This window comes from Glycomyces salinus (assembly GCF_016428645.1).
GTDB lineage: Bacteria > Actinomycetota > Actinomycetes > Mycobacteriales > Micromonosporaceae > Glycomyces > Glycomyces salinus.
Window position 1 is genome coordinate 23,192 of record NZ_JAELXW010000040.1, and the last position, 16,646, is coordinate 39,837.

21 protein-coding genes are annotated in these 16,646 nt (G+C 69.4%); 3 read left to right on the plus strand and 18 right to left on the minus strand.

Going from position 1 to position 16,646, the window contains the following annotated elements; translation table 11 throughout:
• The first annotated feature begins 190 nt into the window (after positions 1 to 190).
• A complete protein-coding gene (sodN, locus tag JFB92_RS12895) occupies positions 191 to 586 on the plus strand; it encodes a superoxide dismutase, Ni (protein ID WP_199039190.1) in 396 nt (131 codons plus the stop codon).
• Positions 587 to 649: 63 nt separating this feature from the next.
• On the opposite strand, the gene JFB92_RS12900 is transcribed toward sodN, so the two are convergent.
• Positions 650 to 817 carry a hypothetical protein gene (locus tag JFB92_RS12900; RefSeq protein ID WP_199039102.1) on the minus strand — a complete coding sequence of 56 codons (168 nt, stop codon included), beginning with the start codon at positions 815 to 817 and terminating at the stop codon, positions 650 to 652.
• A gap of 508 nt (positions 818 to 1,325) precedes the next feature.
• Between JFB92_RS12900 and JFB92_RS12905 the strand changes: the two genes are divergently transcribed.
• Positions 1,326 to 1,772, plus strand: a complete 447-nt coding sequence (locus JFB92_RS12905; RefSeq protein WP_199039105.1) for an ATP-binding protein — start codon at positions 1,326 to 1,328, stop codon at positions 1,770 to 1,772.
• A 105-nt stretch (positions 1,773 to 1,877) separates the two neighbouring features.
• On the opposite strand, the gene JFB92_RS12910 is transcribed toward JFB92_RS12905, so the two are convergent.
• A complete protein-coding gene (locus tag JFB92_RS12910) occupies positions 1,878 to 2,138 on the minus strand; it encodes a WhiB family transcriptional regulator (RefSeq protein ID WP_199039108.1) in 261 nt (86 codons plus the stop codon).
• A gap of 777 nt (positions 2,139 to 2,915) precedes the next feature.
• Complete coding sequence (locus tag JFB92_RS12915; RefSeq protein WP_199039111.1) at positions 2,916 to 3,872, minus strand: diacylglycerol/lipid kinase family protein; 957 nt, start codon at positions 3,870 to 3,872, stop codon at positions 2,916 to 2,918.
• 32 nt (positions 3,873 to 3,904) lie between these two features.
• On the opposite strand from JFB92_RS12915, the gene JFB92_RS12920 reads away from it, so the two are divergent.
• The gene (locus JFB92_RS12920) at positions 3,905 to 4,357 is read left to right on the plus strand and encodes a hypothetical protein (RefSeq protein WP_199039113.1); all 453 of its coding nucleotides are present in this window, start codon (positions 3,905 to 3,907) and stop codon (positions 4,355 to 4,357) included.
• Here JFB92_RS12920 and JFB92_RS12925 read toward each other — a convergent pair.
• The 15 genes from JFB92_RS12925 to proS form a co-directional block, all read right to left on the minus strand.
• Entirely contained in the window at positions 4,345 to 5,019 is a 675-nt protein-coding gene (locus tag JFB92_RS12925) for a sirohydrochlorin chelatase (RefSeq protein ID WP_199039116.1), read from the minus strand. The two genes, JFB92_RS12920 and JFB92_RS12925, sit on opposite strands and share 13 nt — an antisense overlap.
• A complete protein-coding gene (locus JFB92_RS12930; RefSeq protein ID WP_199039119.1) occupies positions 5,012 to 5,719 on the minus strand; it encodes a phosphoadenylyl-sulfate reductase in 708 nt (235 codons plus the stop codon). Before JFB92_RS12930 ends, JFB92_RS12925 begins: the two co-directional genes overlap by 8 nt.
• Positions 5,720 to 5,723: 4 nt before the next feature.
• Positions 5,724 to 5,972, minus strand: a complete 249-nt coding sequence (locus tag JFB92_RS12935) for a hypothetical protein (RefSeq protein WP_199039122.1) — start codon at positions 5,970 to 5,972, stop codon at positions 5,724 to 5,726.
• Positions 5,969 to 7,660: a nitrite/sulfite reductase gene (locus JFB92_RS12940; RefSeq protein ID WP_372451632.1), complete on the minus strand. Its 1,692-nt coding sequence runs from the start codon at positions 7,658 to 7,660 to the stop codon at positions 5,969 to 5,971. The genes JFB92_RS12935 and JFB92_RS12940 overlap by 4 nt, the downstream gene beginning before the upstream one ends.
• Positions 7,661 to 7,853: 193 nt before the next feature.
• Positions 7,854 to 9,332, minus strand: a complete 1,479-nt coding sequence (locus tag JFB92_RS12945; RefSeq protein WP_199039128.1) for a sensor histidine kinase — start codon at positions 9,330 to 9,332, stop codon at positions 7,854 to 7,856.
• A gap of 64 nt (positions 9,333 to 9,396) precedes the next feature.
• Entirely contained in the window at positions 9,397 to 9,699 is a 303-nt protein-coding gene (locus JFB92_RS12950) for a DUF2469 domain-containing protein (RefSeq protein WP_199039131.1), read from the minus strand.
• Entirely contained in the window at positions 9,696 to 10,418 is a 723-nt protein-coding gene (locus tag JFB92_RS12955) for a ribonuclease HII (RefSeq protein ID WP_372451633.1), read from the minus strand. The genes JFB92_RS12950 and JFB92_RS12955 overlap by 4 nt, the downstream gene beginning before the upstream one ends.
• The gene (gene lepB, locus JFB92_RS12960) at positions 10,415 to 11,083 is read right to left on the minus strand and encodes a signal peptidase I (protein WP_372451634.1); all 669 of its coding nucleotides are present in this window, start codon (positions 11,081 to 11,083) and stop codon (positions 10,415 to 10,417) included. Before lepB (JFB92_RS12960) ends, JFB92_RS12955 begins: the two co-directional genes overlap by 4 nt.
• 68 nt (positions 11,084 to 11,151) lie before the next feature.
• Positions 11,152 to 12,360 carry a signal peptidase I gene (gene lepB, locus JFB92_RS12965; protein WP_199039134.1) on the minus strand — a complete coding sequence of 403 codons (1,209 nt, stop codon included), beginning with the start codon at positions 12,358 to 12,360 and terminating at the stop codon, positions 11,152 to 11,154.
• 79 nt (positions 12,361 to 12,439) lie between these two features.
• Complete coding sequence (rplS, locus tag JFB92_RS12970) at positions 12,440 to 12,790, minus strand: 50S ribosomal protein L19 (RefSeq protein WP_199039137.1); 351 nt, start codon at positions 12,788 to 12,790, stop codon at positions 12,440 to 12,442.
• Between the two features lie 84 nt (positions 12,791 to 12,874).
• Positions 12,875 to 13,651, minus strand: a complete 777-nt coding sequence (trmD, locus tag JFB92_RS12975; RefSeq protein ID WP_199039141.1) for a tRNA (guanosine(37)-N1)-methyltransferase TrmD — start codon at positions 13,649 to 13,651, stop codon at positions 12,875 to 12,877.
• The gene (gene rimM / locus JFB92_RS12980) at positions 13,651 to 14,157 is read right to left on the minus strand and encodes a ribosome maturation factor RimM (RefSeq protein WP_199039144.1); all 507 of its coding nucleotides are present in this window, start codon (positions 14,155 to 14,157) and stop codon (positions 13,651 to 13,653) included. Before rimM ends, trmD begins: the two co-directional genes overlap by 1 nt.
• A gap of 88 nt (positions 14,158 to 14,245) precedes the next feature.
• Positions 14,246 to 14,476: an RNA-binding protein gene (locus JFB92_RS12985; protein WP_199039147.1), complete on the minus strand. Its 231-nt coding sequence runs from the start codon at positions 14,474 to 14,476 to the stop codon at positions 14,246 to 14,248.
• A gap of 3 nt (positions 14,477 to 14,479) precedes the next feature.
• Positions 14,480 to 14,974 (minus strand): 30S ribosomal protein S16, encoded by a 495-nt coding sequence (rpsP, locus tag JFB92_RS12990; protein ID WP_199039150.1) that lies wholly within the window; start codon positions 14,972 to 14,974, stop codon positions 14,480 to 14,482.
• A 156-nt stretch (positions 14,975 to 15,130) separates the two neighbouring features.
• On the minus strand, positions 15,131 to 16,537 hold the full coding sequence (gene proS, locus JFB92_RS12995) for a proline--tRNA ligase (RefSeq protein ID WP_199039153.1): 1,407 nt from the start codon (positions 16,535 to 16,537) through the stop codon (positions 15,131 to 15,133).
• Positions 16,538 to 16,646 lie beyond the last annotated feature (109 nt).

Consider the following 16,646-nt stretch of genomic DNA (forward strand, 5'->3'; position numbering starts at 1 on the left):
CCTTCTTGGCGCAGCTCGCGAGCCGCGGTTCGACTCGGCTGGGAGCGCTCACTATCCATAATGGTGGATTTGCGTCCTTGTGTTGCGACATTAACTCTAGGGGCAGGCCCGGAAAGGCACCGGTGAGAGGTAGGGTCGGCGTTGGAATCACACCCACTGGAAAGAAGCTGGAGGGGCCATCGTGAAGCCTCTGTTCAAGCGGCTGCTGCCGCAGGTTACGGCTTCGGCTCACTGCGACCTGCCGTGCGGGGTCTACGACCCGGCGCAGGCCCGCATCGAAGCGGAGTCGGTCAAGGCGATCTGCGAGAAGTACCAGGCCAACGAGGACCCGGAGTTCCGGACTCGCGCCCTGATCATCAAAGAGCAGCGGTCCAATCTCGTCAAGGAGCACCTGTGGGTGCTGTGGACCGACTACTTCAAGCCGCCGCACTTCGAGAAGTACCCGCAGCTGCACACGCTGGTCAACGAGGCCACCAAGCTCGCCGGAGCCTCCGGCTCCAAGGGCTCGGCAGACCCGAAGGTCGCCGAGGAGCTGCTGGCCAAGATCGACCAGATCGCGGAGATCTTCTGGGAGACCAAGAAGTAGTCCCCGTCTCGGCTGAATTCCGAAGCGCCCGGCCTCGAACCGGGCGCTTCGTCGTTTCCGGCCTCACGTGGTGAGGTCGCCGATGCCGAAGGTGCGGCCGTCTGCGAGGCGGAGTTCGACCGGGCCCCACATCGAGTAGAAGCGGAGCGCGCCGAAGGCGGTGCCTTCGGGGCGCCCTCCTGAGGTCGCCGCGGTGGCTGCTCGAAGAGGGTGGTTCGGCGAAGCAGGCACCTTGAGCCCCGTCCGTGAGGCCGCCGCGGTGGGTTCCCGTTGGGGGTTGTCCGCCGGAGTACGGCCCGGGGTCCCGCCGGTGAGCCCGCCGCGGTGGGTTCCCGTTGGGGGTTGTTCGGGCGAGTCGGTCCGTTTCCACCCCTGGTCTGAGTGGTGCCACAGAAAGAGGCTGCGTAGAAGCTTGCTTCATAGCATTACGGTCCGGGCCATCCGGCACCGTCGATGACGCCCGCCCGCCACCGTCCACCGACTGGCGTCACGTCCGCCACCCCGCCCGGGGCCGAGCCCGGACCCCGGCCAGGGCGCCGCGCCGGTCGGAGCACCGCCGGACCCGAGGATCGGGGCCGGGACAGACGCGGACGGAGGCAAGGCACCGCACGACCCGGAAGGTCAACTTATTCGCCGAAGGCCCCTAAGCGTGAAGCCGAGCAGGGCGGTGCCCGCGCGGCGGCGATGCGCACTATCCTGGTGGACCGGGAGCCGAGTCAAGGTGGGAGCGGCGATGCCGGTGAGCGATGAACGCGAGGACGTGCTGCTGCTCGACGTCCCCACGGGAGGCGACTACATGTCGGTCCTGCCGACGGCGACGGCGGCGGTGGCCACGCGGCTGGGCTTCTCCCTGGACGAGATCGAGGACCTGCGGGCGGCGGTCAACGCCGCGGTGACGCTGCTGCTCACCCAGGACTCCGGCCGCATGCGTCCGTTCAAAAAGCGCAGTGAGGCCGAGGGGCCCCTGCACTGCCGACTGGAGGTGAGTCTGGAGCACCTCCAGATCATCCTCAGCCGGCCCGGCTCCGAGCCGCTGGACGGGAACGCCTATCAGTGGCAGGTCCTGCGGGCCCTGACCGACGAGGTCGACTCCGAGTCCACCCCCGCGGCGGCGACGATCCGCATCCTCCAGCAGCGCCCGGCGACCGAGGGCGACGCCGACACCGAGTCGTACCGGCTGCAATAGCCCCGGAAAGCTTGAAGGCCCGGCGGGACCGCCGGGCCTTTCAAACTTCGCGCATCAAACTCGAGGGATGGCTTCTCTTCTCAAGGGGATTCCGCGCAGGGCGTCTCAGCCGACCTGGGCGGCCAGGGGGCGCAGCGCACCGGAGCGGCGCTTGAGCTCGCGGCGCTCCATCTCGCTCATCCCGCCCCACACGCCGGCGTCCTGTCCGGTCTCGAGCGCCCACTGGAGGCACGACTCGGTGACGGGGCACCGCCTGCAGACGCTCTTGGCCTGCTCAACCTGAGTCAAGGCCGGGCCGGTGTCCCCGATCGGGAAGAACAGTTCGGGGTCCTCGTCACGGCAAACGGCCTGGTGGCGCCAATCCATCAAAACATCTCCTTGCTGCAATTCAGAAGTTCGCTTACACGGTGTTATGAATAGCTTGCGGTTCGGTGTCCGTGCGGTTCGGCCGCTTGGGAATCCCGTCTTCCGATACTGCATTGGAGACGGTATTCACCGAAGCGCGGAACCACCTTTCGACCCACGGCGGGAAGGCGGGACCACCCCCGCGGGACAACTGTCACCGCGAGTCACGGAATCGCTCTCAATCGCTTCAGCGCCATCGCTGAACGCCTGGGCACACGCGAGAGCACCCACCACCGCTGCGGGTCGGCCGGTCGATTGTCGACGGCCCGCACCTTGACCCGACTACCTTGTGAATACTTTCACAAGGATTGGATTTGTCAAGAGGTTCGGCTCCGGAAACTGCCTCGAAGTGAGTGAACTCACCGCTCTACCTCGAAGAAGACCCACGGGCGGCCCCTCCGGACGCTGCCGGTCCCCTACCGAGGGTCCCGGAGCACCTCCCCGCGCCATCGTATGGTCGGGGGGTGCTGACAGCGAGTCGAACCGGCTTTGACACACTGATACTCAGACTGGACTGACTGAAGACTCACAACCTTCGTCGAGACTGAGCACTGGGCACCAAGTGAAGATCCAATGCCCGGTCAAAACACACCGAAAATACGATATTCGATTGTCTAAGTCTCAACCGCCCACCTCTACGGAGCTTGCGAGCTGTAAATGAGCTCATTGGGCGGCGAAATCAACCTTGCCCGCTCCTGGTCGACTTGTCAACACCAACGCTCAGGTTTTCCCAAGTTGTTAGCACGCCACCCGCAATGCCTCCGGAACCGATGTGAGTTCGAGTTCCGTCCGCTCTCCGAGATAATCCCCGTCGAGTTGGAACGCCTGCGGGTGCGACGCGCGCAACTTGATCCGGGAAAGATCGTGATGCGTGACCGCGTGCTTACCGTCCGGGCCTTCGCGCCCCACCAGAAGTGAGGCGGCGGTGCGGGCGGCTGCCGACAACCCAAGTTTACGCAGAATCAGGACATCAAGTCCAGCATTAAAGGACGCCCGCGCGTTGAGATTCACCGGAAGGGTGCCCAAGTAGGTCCACGGGGCGCAGTTCTGGACCACCACCATGCCGGTGGAGGAGTCGATCTCCCCCGAGGACATCTCCACTTCGACCGTCTCGCCCTCGACGCCGTGCTCGTTCAGTTCTGCCATGACCGCGCGCGCGTAATGGGCCCCGAAGTTGCGTCCGTTGCGCCGATAGGTCTCCACCTTCTGGATGACCGACGCGTCCCAGCCGAGTCCGGCGCAGAAGGTGAACAGTCGGTCCTCGGAGTCGTCGGTCACCCGGCCCAGGCTCACCAAGCGCTCCCGGCCCTCCCACAGGGCCTCCACGATCTGCCCGACCGCCTTGCGGCGGTCCCAGGCCAGTCCGAGGGCCCGCGCGAACACGTTGGTCGACCCGCCGGGGATCGGCGCGAACACCGGGGCCTCGGCGGCCTTGCGCCCTCCGGAGAGGATGCCGTTGACGACCTCGTTGACCGTGCCGTCGCCGCCCAGGCTCAGGATCACGTCGTAGCCCTTCTCGGCCCCGGCGCGGGCCAGCGCCTCGGCGTGACCGCGCTCGTCGGTGTGGACCGTCGAGACGTCGATCACTTCGCCCAGCTTCTTGACCACCCTGCGCAGCCGTCGGCGGGAGGTCGCGGACGCCTTGGGGTTGACGATGAGCAGACCACGCTGTGGCGCTGGTTGCAGGGCTTGCATAAGCGCAGCGTAGCCCGGGATACGGTTGCGGGGTGAACGAAACCGACGCCGACATGGGCGCCGTCACCGATCAGCCGGGCGACGGTACCCGACCGTGGACCCTCTACGCGGCGGGAGGGCTGTTCTGGCTCTTGGCGATCGGCCTGGCCGCCGCCGGGCTGTGGGGCATCGCACAGGTCTTCACCGGGGAGGTGGACTCGGCGAGCGCGGCAGTCGGCATCGCGCTCATCGCCGGGCTCGCGGCCGCCTACTACTGGTTCATCGGCCGCCGCTTCATCCAGGCCCGCAACATCATCGCCCAGGCCGTGTTCCAGGGCCTGCTGTGGCTGCCGGTCGGGTACTACCTGCGGGAGGCCGCGCACCCGGTCTACGGGGCCGTCGCCTGGGGGCTGGCGGTCGCGATCGCCGCGCTCGCGCTGTCGGCGCCGACCAGGCGCGCGGTCGGCTTCGGCGAGGGCGGCGCGCCCTTCACTCAGGACGACTGACCGGCGCGGTCGGCGATCAGGGCGATCAGCTCGGGCGCGGTGCCGAGCGGCCCGCCGACGTGGACGACCCCGGCCTCGCGCGCCGAGGAGACCGCGACGTCGCACAGCTTGCCGGGGGCGATGAAATAGCAGGCGGCCGCCACGCTCCCGCAGCCGAGGGCGCGCAGCTCCTCGACCGCTTCGCCACCGCTGAGGCCGGGCCCGGAGGCGAAGCCGGCGCGGGCCGGCACGCCCAAGAGCCTCCCGGTCGCGGCGGCCACGGCCGCCACGTGCTCGCGCCCGGCGTCGACCCTGGTGCCCGCAGCGAGGACGGCCAGGCCGTCGACGCCTTCGGGCAGGCCGCGGACGAGGGCCTGCGCCAGCGACTCGTCGCCGACCGGGCGGGCCACGGTCACCGTCAGGCCCGGGCGCTCCTCCTCGGCCCTCCGGGCGACCTCGGGGAGGTCGGTGCGGGAGTGGTAGGCGTCGGTCAGCAGCAGCGGCAGGGCCACCGCGCGGCTCGCGCCGCCATCGGCCAGCTCGCACAGCACCTCGACCGGGTCGGGCTCGTTGAACTCCAGGAATCCCACGCGGGCGCGCGCGGCGGCGGCGATCTCGCGCACGGCCTCCGGCGACCTGGGGTCGGGGCTGCCGTGCGCGACCAGCACTACCGCATCAGGCATGCAGTCCGCACTCGGTCTTGTCGAACGCGGCCCAGCGGCCCGCGCGAGGGTCCTCCCCCGGCGCGGTGCGGCGGGTGCACGGCCAGCATCCGATGGAGCGGAAGCCGTCGTTCAGCAGCGGGTTGACCGGGATGTTGTAGCGCTCGATGTAGGCGAGCTGCTCGGCCTCGGTCCACTTCGCGATCGGGGAGACCTTGATCTTGCGGCGGGTGACGTCGAAGTCGACCACGCGCGTATTGGCGCGGGTCGGGCCCTCATCGCGGCGCAGACCGGTGGCCCAGGCGTCGTAGTCGGCCAGCGCCTCGTTGAGCGGCATCACCTTGCGCAGCGCGCAGCACTCGTCGGGCGAGCGCGCGAACAGGCGCGGCCCGAACTCGCCGTCCTGCTCCAGGACCGACTGGTCAGGCCGGATCGAGCGGACGTTGACGTCCATCGTCGAGGCCACGAAGTCGCGGACCTCGAGCGTCTCGGGGAAGTGCAGCCCGGTGTCGAGGAACACCACGTCGAGGCCGGGGGCGACCTTGCTGGCCAAGTGCACCACGGCGGCGTCGGCCATCGAGGAGGTCACACAGAAGCGCTCGCCGAACTCGCCCACGGCCCACTCGATGATCTCGGTGGCGTCGGCGTCTTCGAGGCGCCGGCCCGCGTCGGTGGCGAGGTCGCGCAGTTCGAAGGGATCCCGGTTCGTGGTGCTGCTCATGTGTCTACTCCTCGGGGTAGGACGGGGATTCCCCGCCGGTGGGCGGAACCGATATGACCGGCACCGCCATGCCGTGGTGCTTCAGGGTGAACACTCGGGTGCAGTCGCGGCAGTGCCAGCCGCCACGCAAACTTACGGCTCCGCGAGCGTCGCCGTGGGGAACGGCGACGTCGCTGTCGCCCTCCGGCTCGTACGGTCTGAGGTCTTCCTCCCCGCAATAGGGGCAGTAGTAGGGAACGACTCGGCCGCTCACTTCAATTCCTCTTCGTCGGCCCGGTGGACCCATTTGGCGAAGCTCTCCCCCGCCGACCTGCCCGCGAGGTAGCGGCGGGTGACGCGTTCGACATAGTCGCCGAGGTCGGTGGAGGCGACCTTGAGGCCGCGGGCCTTGCGGCCCAGGCTCGCGCTGCCGGCGTGGCCGCCGCCGAGGTGGACCTGGAAGCCCTCGACCTGCTGGCCGTCGACGGTCACCAGCTGGCCCTTGAGCCCGATGTCCGCGGTCTGCGTGCGGGCGCAGGCGTTGGGGCAGCCGTTGACGTGGACCGAGATCGGCACGTCGAGCTCGGGGACGCGCTTCTCGAGCTCGGCGACGAGGTCGCGGGCGCGGTCCTTGGTGTCGACGATGGCCAGCTTGCAGAACTGGATGCCGGTGCAGGCCATGGTGGCGCGGCGCCACGGCGACGGCTCGGCCTCCAGGCCGATCGCGCGCAGGTCCTCGACGGCCTCGTCGACCCGGTCGCCGGGAACGTCCAGCAGCAGCAGCTTCTGGAGCGGCGTGGTGCGCACGCGGTCGGAGCCGTACTTCTCGGCCACGTCCGCGAGCTGGTCGAGCATGGCCCCGGACACGCGGCCGACCACGGGGGCGACGCCGATGTAGTAGTTGCCGTCGCTCTGACGGTGGACGCCGATGTGGTCGATGAGCTTCTCGGGCACCGGCGGCGCCTCGAGGTCGGGGAGCTTGCGGCCCAGATAGGCCTCGGACTCCAGGACCTCGCGGAACTTCTCGGCGCCCCAGTCCTTGACCAGGAACTTCAGGCGGGCGCGGGTGCGCAGGCGCCGGTAGCCCCAGTCGCGGAAGATCTGCGTGACCCCGTGCCAGACCTCGACCAGGTCGTCCTGGGAGACCCACACGCCCAGGCGCTGGGCGAACATCGGGTTGGTGGACAGGCCGCCGCCGACCCACAGGTCGAAGCCGGGGCCCAGCTCGGGGTGGTGGGCGCCGATCAGCGAGAAGTCGTTGGTCTCGTACGGGCTGTCGGGCAGCCAGGAGATCGAGGTCTTGTACTTGCGCGGCAGGTTCGACAGGCTCCTGTCGCCGACGAACCGGTCGTGGATCTCCTTGATCTGCGGGGTGGGGTCGATCACCTCGTCCTCGCTGACCCCGGCGACCGGGGAGCCGAGGACGACGCGCGGGCAGTCGCCGCAAGCCTCCTGGGTGTCCAGTCCGACCGCTTCGAGGCGGCGCCAGATCTCGGGGACGTCCTCGATGCGGATCCAGTGGTACTGGACGTTCTCGCGGTCGGTGACGTCGGCGGTGTCGCGCGCGAACTCCTTGGAGATGCCGGCGACCGTGCGCAGCTGCTCCCGGGTGAGCTGGCCGCCGTCCATGCGCACGCGCATCATGAAGTAGCGGTCGTCGAGCTCCTCGTCCTCGAGGATGGCGGTCTTGCCGCCCTCGATGCCGGGTCGGCGCTGCGTGTAAAGACCCCACCAGCGGAACCGTCCACGCAGGTCGGCGGGGTCGATCGAGTCGAAGCCCCCGTGAGCGTAGATGCCCTCGATGCGCTGCCGCACGTTGAGCGGGTTGTCGTCCTTCTTGGACTGCTCGTTCTTGTTGAGCGGCTCGCGGTGGCCCATGGCCCATTGGCCCTGGCCCTTCGGGCGGCTGGGTTTGCGCGTTGGCGTTGGCACAGTTCTCCCGGGTGATGCGGACACAGTGATTGCAGGATTCTCCGGCTGAGACCGGTTGCGAGATTAAGCGCGCATCAGACAGGCGGCGCTGAACACACGGCAGAAGTCCACGTGGCGGCGTGCCACGAGGCGGAGTCCGTGCGCAGAAGACATGCAAGCAAGGATGCCACACCTCGACGACAATTCACAGCCATGTCCCGGCTGCTGGACATCCGGAGGTACGTCACTGAAGCGAGAAATCCACTACCGCTTCGGTGCCGCCCTCGGGTCGCGGGCGCATGTCGATGGTGCCGCGCAGTTCCCCGGTGACCAGGGTGTAGACGATCTGGAGGCCGAGCCGGTTGGAGCCGGCGATCTGGAACCCCTCGGGCAGGCCCTTGCCGGAGTCGGAGACGGTCACGCGGAAGCGGTCGCCGTCGCGGGCCACGCCGATGACGACCTCGCCCTCCTGCCCGGGCGGGTAGGCGTGCTCGACGGCGTTCTGGATCAGCTCGTTGACGACCATGACCAGCGGCGTGGCGTACTCGCTGGGGATGACCCCGAACGTCCCCTCGCGGCGGAGGGTGACCTTCGACTCGGCGACCGAGACCTCGACGGCCATGCTCGCGACCCGGTCGACGATCTGGTCGAAGCCGACCGACTCGTCGCTGGACTGGGCGAGCGTCTCGTGGACCAGCGCGATCGAGGCGACGCGGCGCACCGACTCCTCCAGGGAGGTGCGCGCCTGCGGGGAGCCGACGCGGCGGGCCTGGAGGCGCAGCAGCGCGGCCACGGTCTGGAGGTTGTTCTTGACGCGGTGGTGGATCTCACGGATCGTGGCGTCCTTGGTCACCAGTTCGCGGTCGAGCCGCCGCACCTCGGTGATGTCGCGCACCAGCACCAGGGCCCCGGCGGGTTTGCCGCCCGGGCGCAGCGGCAGGGCCCGCATGAGCACCGTGGCGCCCTTGGCCTCGATCTCCTTGCGGCGCGGGGTGCCTCCGGCGAGGGCGTCGCGGATCCGGCGGGCGGCGTCGGCCCCGGCCCTCGGGTCGGCCGGCAGGCTCCGGGTCAGCTCGGCCAGGTCGCGGTCGCGCAGGTGCCCGGTGACGCCCATGCGGCGGTAGGCCGACAGGGCGTTCGGGGAGGCGTAGCGGACCAGGCCGTCGGCGCCGATGCGGACCAGACCGTCGCCGATGCGCGGCGCGGTGGTCGGCTCGCCGGGCAGCAGCGGCGGCGGGAAGCCGCCGTCGGTGAGCATCTGCACCAGGTAGTCGGCGGTCTTGAGGTAGTTGAGCTCCAAGTGGGAGGGGCTGCGGGTGTCGGAGAGGTTGGTGTCGCGGGCGGCGACGGCGATGACCTGGTTGCGGTCGCGGCGGCGGACCGGGATCGCCTCGTGGCGGGCTGCCACGTCGCCGCGCCAGACCGGGTCGCCCTCGCGGAAGATGCGCCCGTCGGTGAACGCCACGTGCAGGTGCGCGGCGTCCTCGCCCTCCACGATGCGCCCGACCTGGTCCTCCTCGTAAGCGGTCGGCCCGGTGGTGGGCCGGACCTGGGCGAGGCACACGTAGCCGCCCGGGTGGTCCTTGACCGCTCCCCACAGCAGGAAGTCGGCGAAGGACAGGTCGGCGAGCAGCTGCCACTCGGCCACCAGGCGCTGAAGGTGCGCCGCGGAGTTCGAGGACAGGGCGGTGTGGGCGCTGACTACATCGCGGAGAGTTGACACGCGCCAATCTTAGCGGCGCGCCCACCGCCGGTTCGGCTCCGAATTCGCTCCGGCCGGGGCGGCTTCAAGGAAGCGTCATATCCGGTTTGTCGAGCTCCTCGACGTTGACGTCCTTGAACGTCAGGACGCGCACGTGCTTCACGAACCGGGCCGGTCGGTACATGTCCCAGACCCACGCGTCGTTCATCTCGACCTCGAAGTAGGTCTCGGCGTCGGCCCCGCGCACCTGGACTTCGACCGAGTTGGCCAGGTAGAAGCGGCGCTCGGTCTCGACGACGTAGGTGAACTGCCGGACGATGTCGCGGTATTCGCGGTAAAGCTGCAGCTCCATGTCGGTCTCGTACTTCTCGAGGTCCTCGGCGCTCAACGCTCCTCCTTCTCAACGGCCCCTCCCACGATAGTGCGCGGCGGCCCGCCGCGGACCGCGGCCAGCCGGTCGGCAGGGAGGTGCTCGGCCACGTTGGCGTAGGACAGCCGGTGGGCCCGGCTCGGACCCCAGCGGCCCAGGGCCTCGGCGTGCGCCGCGGTCCCGTAGCCCTTGTGCTCGGCGAAGCCGTACTCGGGGAAGCCGGCGTGCAGCTCCTCCATGAGCCGGTCGCGGGTGACCTTGGCGACGATCCCGGCCGCGGCCACGCACGCGGCGGTGCGGTCGCCCTTGATGACCCCGAGACTCGCGGAGGGCATCCCCGAGACCGCGAAGCCGTCGGTGAGGACGTAGCCGGGCCGGACCGGAAGCCGGGCGACGGCGCGGCGCATCCCCTCCAGATTGCAGACCCCGACGCCCCGGTCGTCGATCTCGCCGGGCGGATAGGCGACCACCGACACGCGGGCGCGGCCGCGCGAGAGCCGTTCGAAGACGCGCTCGCGGGCGGCGGCGGTCAGCAGCTTGGAGTCGCCGAGCTCGGGCGGCCTGGCCCCGGGCGGCAGGACCACGGCGGCCACCACGAGCGGCCCGGCGCAGGCGCCGCGTCCGGCCTCGTCGACCCCGGCCACCGGGCCGAGGCCGCGGCGCTCCAGCGCCGCCTCGAGCGCGTACAGGTCGCCCTCGCGGCGCATGCGGGCAGAGACTGGTCGCAGCACGGTCAGGACGGGTCGGGGACGTCCTCGAACGTCGCGGGCTCGGAGAACCAGTTGAAGTGGTCGAACGGCCAGAACAGGACGAACGCCTTGCCTATGACGTCGTCCACGGCGATGGTCGAGGCCTGTATGTCGCCGCAGGTCGGTGTGTACGGGAGATGGGTGCAGGTGTCCTTGAAGCGCTGCCGCGAGTCGCCCGAGGCCTGCCGGTGGTCGCCCATGACCCAGATGCGCCCGTCGGGGACGACCAGGTCGAACGGATCCTGGCTGGGCACGTTCTGGTCCCCGGTGAGGGGGTTGACGTACAGGTAGTCGGTCTCGTCGAGCGGCTCGCCGTTGATGGTGATCCTGCCCTGGTCGTCGCAGCACACCACGTGGTCGCCGCCGACGGCGATGACCCGCTTGATGAACTCGTCCTCCTCCATGTTGGTCCGCCACGATTCGGGGGCATGGAAGACGATGATGTCGCCGCGCTCGGGCTCGGAGAAGTTGTAGACGAGCTTGTTGACCAGCACGCGGTCGTTGAGCTCCAGCGTCGTCTCCATCGAACCCGAGGGAATGTAATACGTCTGGATGACGAACGTGCGCACCACCACCGCGACCAGGATCGCCACACCGAGCAGGATGGGCAGTTCCTTCCAGAACGAGCCCTTCTTCTTGCTCTTGTCGGCTATTTGATCCGGGGATTCCTCCGCGCTGCCGCCACCGTCGTCGTCCGCACCCGACGATTGCCCTTCTTCGATCACGGTGCGAGTCTACGCGGTCGCCCACCGCCGCTCGGGGCAGCCACTCTCGCAGTGGCCTGCCGACCCTCGGTCCGCATCCCCGTGGCGGGCAAGGCCGACGGCATCTCCCACTCGACCGGCAGGGCCCGGTTCGAGCCGATCGCCGCGGACGCCTGGGTCACCTGGGAGCCGCTCGAACCGCCGCCTGTGCCCTCCAGGACCTCGAACGCCTCGGGTATCTCCAGGTTCCTGGCGCGGTCGGTCGGCCACACCAGGGATATGGCCCTGCCGATGATGTTCTCGACCGGGACCGGCCCCTGGCAGCGGGAGTCCTGCGAGTTGCCGCGGTGGTCGCCCATGACCCACACCTGCCCTTCGGGCACGTCCACCTCGTCGAACCGCCGCGAATGGCACGAGCCGGGCTCGGCGTCCAGGGGCGAGTTCTCGAAGACGTACTCGTCCTCGACCAGCGGGACGCCGTTGACGACCACGTTGCCGTCCTCGTCGCAGCAGGCGACGGTGTCGCCGCCGACGGCGATCACCCGCTTGATGAAGTCCTTCTCGTCGGGCTCGGCCAGACCCACCAGGTCGAGCACGGCCGTACCGAAGTCCGATAGAGCGCTCCCGCCGCCGACGGGGCGGTACTCGGGGTCCCAGCGGTCGGTGCCGCGGAAGACGATCACCTCGCCGCGCTGCGGGGTCCTGAGCGTCGAGGTGAGCTTGAGGACCAGGACCTTGTCGCCCTCCTGCAGGGTCTGCTCCATCGACCCAGAGGGGATGTAGAACGGCTGGACGGCGAAGGTCCGCAGCAGCACCGCCGCCGAGAACGCCACCACCAGCAGCAGCGGCAGCTCGATCCACAGCGACAGGTAGTGGCGCTTGTGCGGCTGCGACAGGCGGCTCTCGGCCTCCTTGTCGGGCCCGCCGCCGCGCCGCCGGGCGTCGACCTGCCGGTGGGTGCCGGTCACCCGGTCGTAGGAGCCGGTGACCCGCGGCTGGGAGCCGGTGAGGCCGTCCCCGACCCGCGGGGCGCGCTCGGCCGGTCCGCCCGCGTGGGGCGATCCCGGCGTCCGCCGGGCCGGGGGCGGTCCGGGGCCGCGCCGAACCGCGCGGCGCGGCGGAGGGGTCGGGGCCCGCCCGGGCCCGCCCGGTCCGGGAAGCCGGTCCCAGTCGATGCGCCGCGGACCCTTGCGCGACGCACCGCCATCGGAGGAACCAGCACTCATGAAACGAGCCTAACGGAAACCCGCGGGTAAAAGGAAACCCCGGACCAGGCGGTCCGGGGTCCGAAGTCTTCAGCGCGGACTAGACGTCGCGCTTCTCCTTGATCTTGGTAGCGGCCTTGCCCTTGCGGCCGCGCAGGTAGTACAGCTTGGCGCGGCGGACCTTGCCGCGCATGGCGACCTCGATGCGGTCGATCATCGGGCCGTGCACCGGGAAGGTGCGCTCGACGCCGATGCCGTAGCTGATCTTGCGGACGGTGAAGGTCTCACCGATGCCGGCGCCGTGGCGGCGAATGACGACGCCCTGGAACACCTGGACACGGGACCTGGCGCCTTCCTGCACTCGGACGTGCACCTTCACGGTGTCGCCGGGGCGGAAGTCGGGCACGTCGGCCCGCATCGAAGCAGCGTTCAGCTCGTCCAGAACGTTCATTGAACTCAACCCTCGTTGATAAAAAGCTCGGTCGCCGGGAGAGGTACCGCTTGAACTGACGGCACATCACGACGGTCTTGGATACTAATCTGCCACATTCTCGCCGGGCAGCTCGAACCCGGCCCCTTCGAGTAGGCGCCGGTCACGTTCGTCGAGGCTATCGCGCGCCGGTCCGGCCAGCAAATCGGGTCGGACCCGGGCGGTGCGCAGCAGCGCCTGGTCGCGCCGCCACCGGTCGACCTTGGCGTGGTCGCCCGACAGCAGCACCGGCGGCACCTCGTGGCCGCGCCACTCGGCCGGGCGCGTGTAGGCCGGGGACTCCAGGAGTCCGGCGTTATGCGACTCGTCCTCCAGGGACGCGGCGTTGCCGAGGACCCCCGGAAGCAGCCTGGCGACGGCCTCGACGATCGCCAGGACGGCCACCTCGCCGCCGAAGAGCACGTAGTCGCCGAGCGAGACCTCGGTGACGGCCATGTGCTCGGAGGCGTGGTCGACGACGCGCTGGTCGATGCCCTCGTAGCGCCCGCAGGCGAACATCAGCCACGGCTCGGCGGCCAGCTCGCGGGCCGTCTCCTGCGTGAACGGGCGCCCGGCCGGGCTGGTCACCAGCAGGTGCGGGCGCTCCTCACCGGCGTCGAACACCAGCTCGTCGAGGCATTCGCCCCACGGCTGCGGCTTCATGACCATCCCGGCCCCGCCGCCGGCCGGCGGGCCGTCGACCGAGTGGTGGACGTCGTGGGTCCAGCGCCTCAGGTCGTGGACGTTCACGTCGAGCAGGCCGCGCTCGCGGGCGCGGCCGATGAGCGACAGCTCCAGCGGGGCGAGGTACTCGGGGAAGACGGTGACGACGTCGACGCGCATCAAAGCTCCAGCAGGCCGGGCGGGAGTTCGACGACGATGGTGTCGGCGTCGAGGTCGATGTCGTCGATCATCTCGCCCACGAACGGGATCAGCGCCGGGTGCTCGCCCGGGCGCCGGACCACGAGCGTCTCGTGGGCCGGGCCGTGGTCGATCCGGGAGACGGTGCCGATCTCGACGCCGTCGCCGTCGACCACGCGCAGGCCGATCAGCTCGGTGTCGTGGTATTCGTCGTCGCCGGGCCCGGGCAGGTCCGAGAGCGACAGGTCGACCATCAAGTCCACGCCGCGCAACGCCTCGGCCGCCTCCCGGCCCCGCACCCCTTCGAGGGTGAGCATCGGGCGCCCCTGATGCCAGCGCACGGTCTCGGCCCGCAGGACGCCGTCGCGGGTCCGGTACTCGGTGCCGGGCCGGAACCGCTGCTCCGGCTCGTCGGTGCGGACATCGACGACGACCTCGCCGCGCACCCCGTGCGGGCGGACGATCCGGCCGACCACGACCTGTTCCATACGCTGTTCCAAAGCCTGATCCGTAGCGGGGAAGTTCATAGAAAACGCGGCCCCGGGGGGCGAACCCCCCGAGGCCGCGCGACGAGACCTAGTAGGAATCGACTACCTCAACGCGAATGCCGCGACCACCGACCGAGCCGATGATCTGGCGAAGGGCGTTGACGGTCCGACCACCCCGGCCGATGACGGTCCCGAGGTCGTCGGGGTTGACCCGGACCTCGAGCCGCTTGCCGCGACGGGAGTCGACCAGACGGACCCTGACGTCGTCGGGGTGGTCGACGATGCCTTTGACAAGGTGTTCAAGCGCTGGCCGCAGCACGGGCTACTCCCCTTTTTCCTCGGTCTTCTCGGCGTCGTCCGCCTTGACCTCTTCAGTCTTAGCGGACTCGTCGGCCTTCTCGGCGGACTTCTTCGCCTTCTTCTCGACCTTCTTGGGCGCGGCGTCCTCTTCGGGGACGTACGCCTTCGACGGGTCGACGCCGGACTCCTTGAGGGCCGCCAGATACAGCGAGTCCTTCTCGGGCTTCGGCTCGGCCTCCTTGAGCGGGGCCGGGGCCGGAAGGCCCTTGAACTCCTGCCAGTCGCCGGTCTTGCAGAGCAGCTTCTTGACAGGGTCGGACGGCTGGGCGCCCACGCTCAGCCAGTACTGGATCCGGTCGGAATCGACCTCGATCCGGGACGGGTTCTCCTTCGGGCGGTAGATCCCGACATTCTCGATAACCTTGCCGTCGCGCTTGACGCGCGAATCGGCGACGACGATGCGGTACTGGGGAGTACGGATCTTCCCCATTCGCGTGAGGCGAATCTTTACTGCCACGTTCCTGTAACTCCTGATTTAAGGATCACGTCAGCGCAGCGGCGCACCAGCCGAATTCACTGGGAGCTGCGCTAGGACCTGGCTTTGCGTCACGGTTGTTGAGAGGGCACCCGTCCCAAAGCTCATTTCGACGACCGAGTGTATCGCACCAGCTCTTCAGTACGACCGGGACAGGTAGGCGATGAGACCGGACTCATCCAGCGAGTCCGGCACGGTGCCGTCCGCGCGCTGGAGGACCCGGACGGTGACGCCCGATTCGGCGGCCCTGGCCTCCCCTTCCACGCCGCAGTCGTCCCAGGCGATCCGGGCCAGCCCGGTCTGGGCGGCCTCGATCGCCTCGTCCACGCTCCCGGCGTCGGCGGTGATCGACTCGCGCAACTCCAGCGACTCGTCGAACAGGGCCTGCTGGTCGGCGTCGAGCGCGGTCGCGACCGCTTCGGCGAGCATCCCGAGCGGGACGGTCTCCTTGGTGCCCGAGACGCGGCGGACCAGGGTGGCCTCGCCGTTCTTGAGGTCGCGGGGGCCGATCTCGATCCGCACCGGGTAGCCCTTGAGCTCGGCGTCGACCGCGCGGCGGCCGAAGGCCACGTCGCCGCGGGTGTCGAGTCTCACTCGCAGGCCGTCGCCCTTGAGTTCGTCGTAGACCTTCTTGGCGGCCGCGGAGACCTCGTCGGAGTCCTTGACGACCATGACGTGGGCCTGGACGGGCGCGAGCTGCGGCGGCACGCGCAGGCCGTCGTCGTCGCCGTGGCCCATGATCAGGCCGCCGACCATGCGGGTCGAGGTGCCCCAGGAGGTGGTCCAGCCGTGGTGCTGCTTGCCGTCGGAGCCGAGGAACTGGATGTCGAACGCCTTGGCGAAGTTCTGGCCCAGCTCGTGCGAGGTGCCCATCTGGAGGGCCTTGCCGTCGCGCATGATCGCCTCGCACCCGAAGGTGTTCAGGGCCCCGGCGAAGCGCTCGGCCTCGGTCTTGATGCCGCGCAGCACCGGCAGGGCCAGCACGTTCTCCATGAAGTCGGCGTAGACCTCGTGGAGGATGCGCAGGGTGAACTCGTGCGCCTCCTCGTAGGTGGCGTGGACGGTGTGGCCCTCCTGCCACAGGAACTCCGAGGAGCGCAGGAACAGGCGGGTGCGCAGTTCGTACCGCATGACATTGCACCACTGGTTGAGCAGCAGCGGCAGGTCGCGGTAGGACTTGGTCCACTTGGACATGTACTCGCCGATGATGGTCTCGGAGGTGGGCCGGATCGCCAGGGGCTCCTCGAGCTGCTTGCCGCCGCCGTGGGTGACCATCCACAGCTCGGGGGCGAAGCCCTCGACGTGGTCGGCCTCCTTCTTGAAGTACGACTCGGGGATCAGCAGGGGGAACGAGGCGTTCTCGGTGCCGGTCTCCTTGATGCGGGCGTCCATCTCCTCGACCATGCGCTCCCACAGCGCGTACCCGGACGGTCGGATCACCTGCGAGCCCTTGGCCGGGCCGTTCTCGGCCAGCTGGGCCTTGGTGATGACGTCCTGGTACCAGCGAGGGAAGTCCTCGCTCTGCGGTGTGAGTACTTTGGCCATGTCCAGGAATTCTACGGATTCGGCCCCGCAGGGCGCCACCGGATACCCCCTCGGGCCTGGCCTGTGGATCCGGGCGAGGCCCTCGGCCGATCGGCCTAGGGGCGAGCGG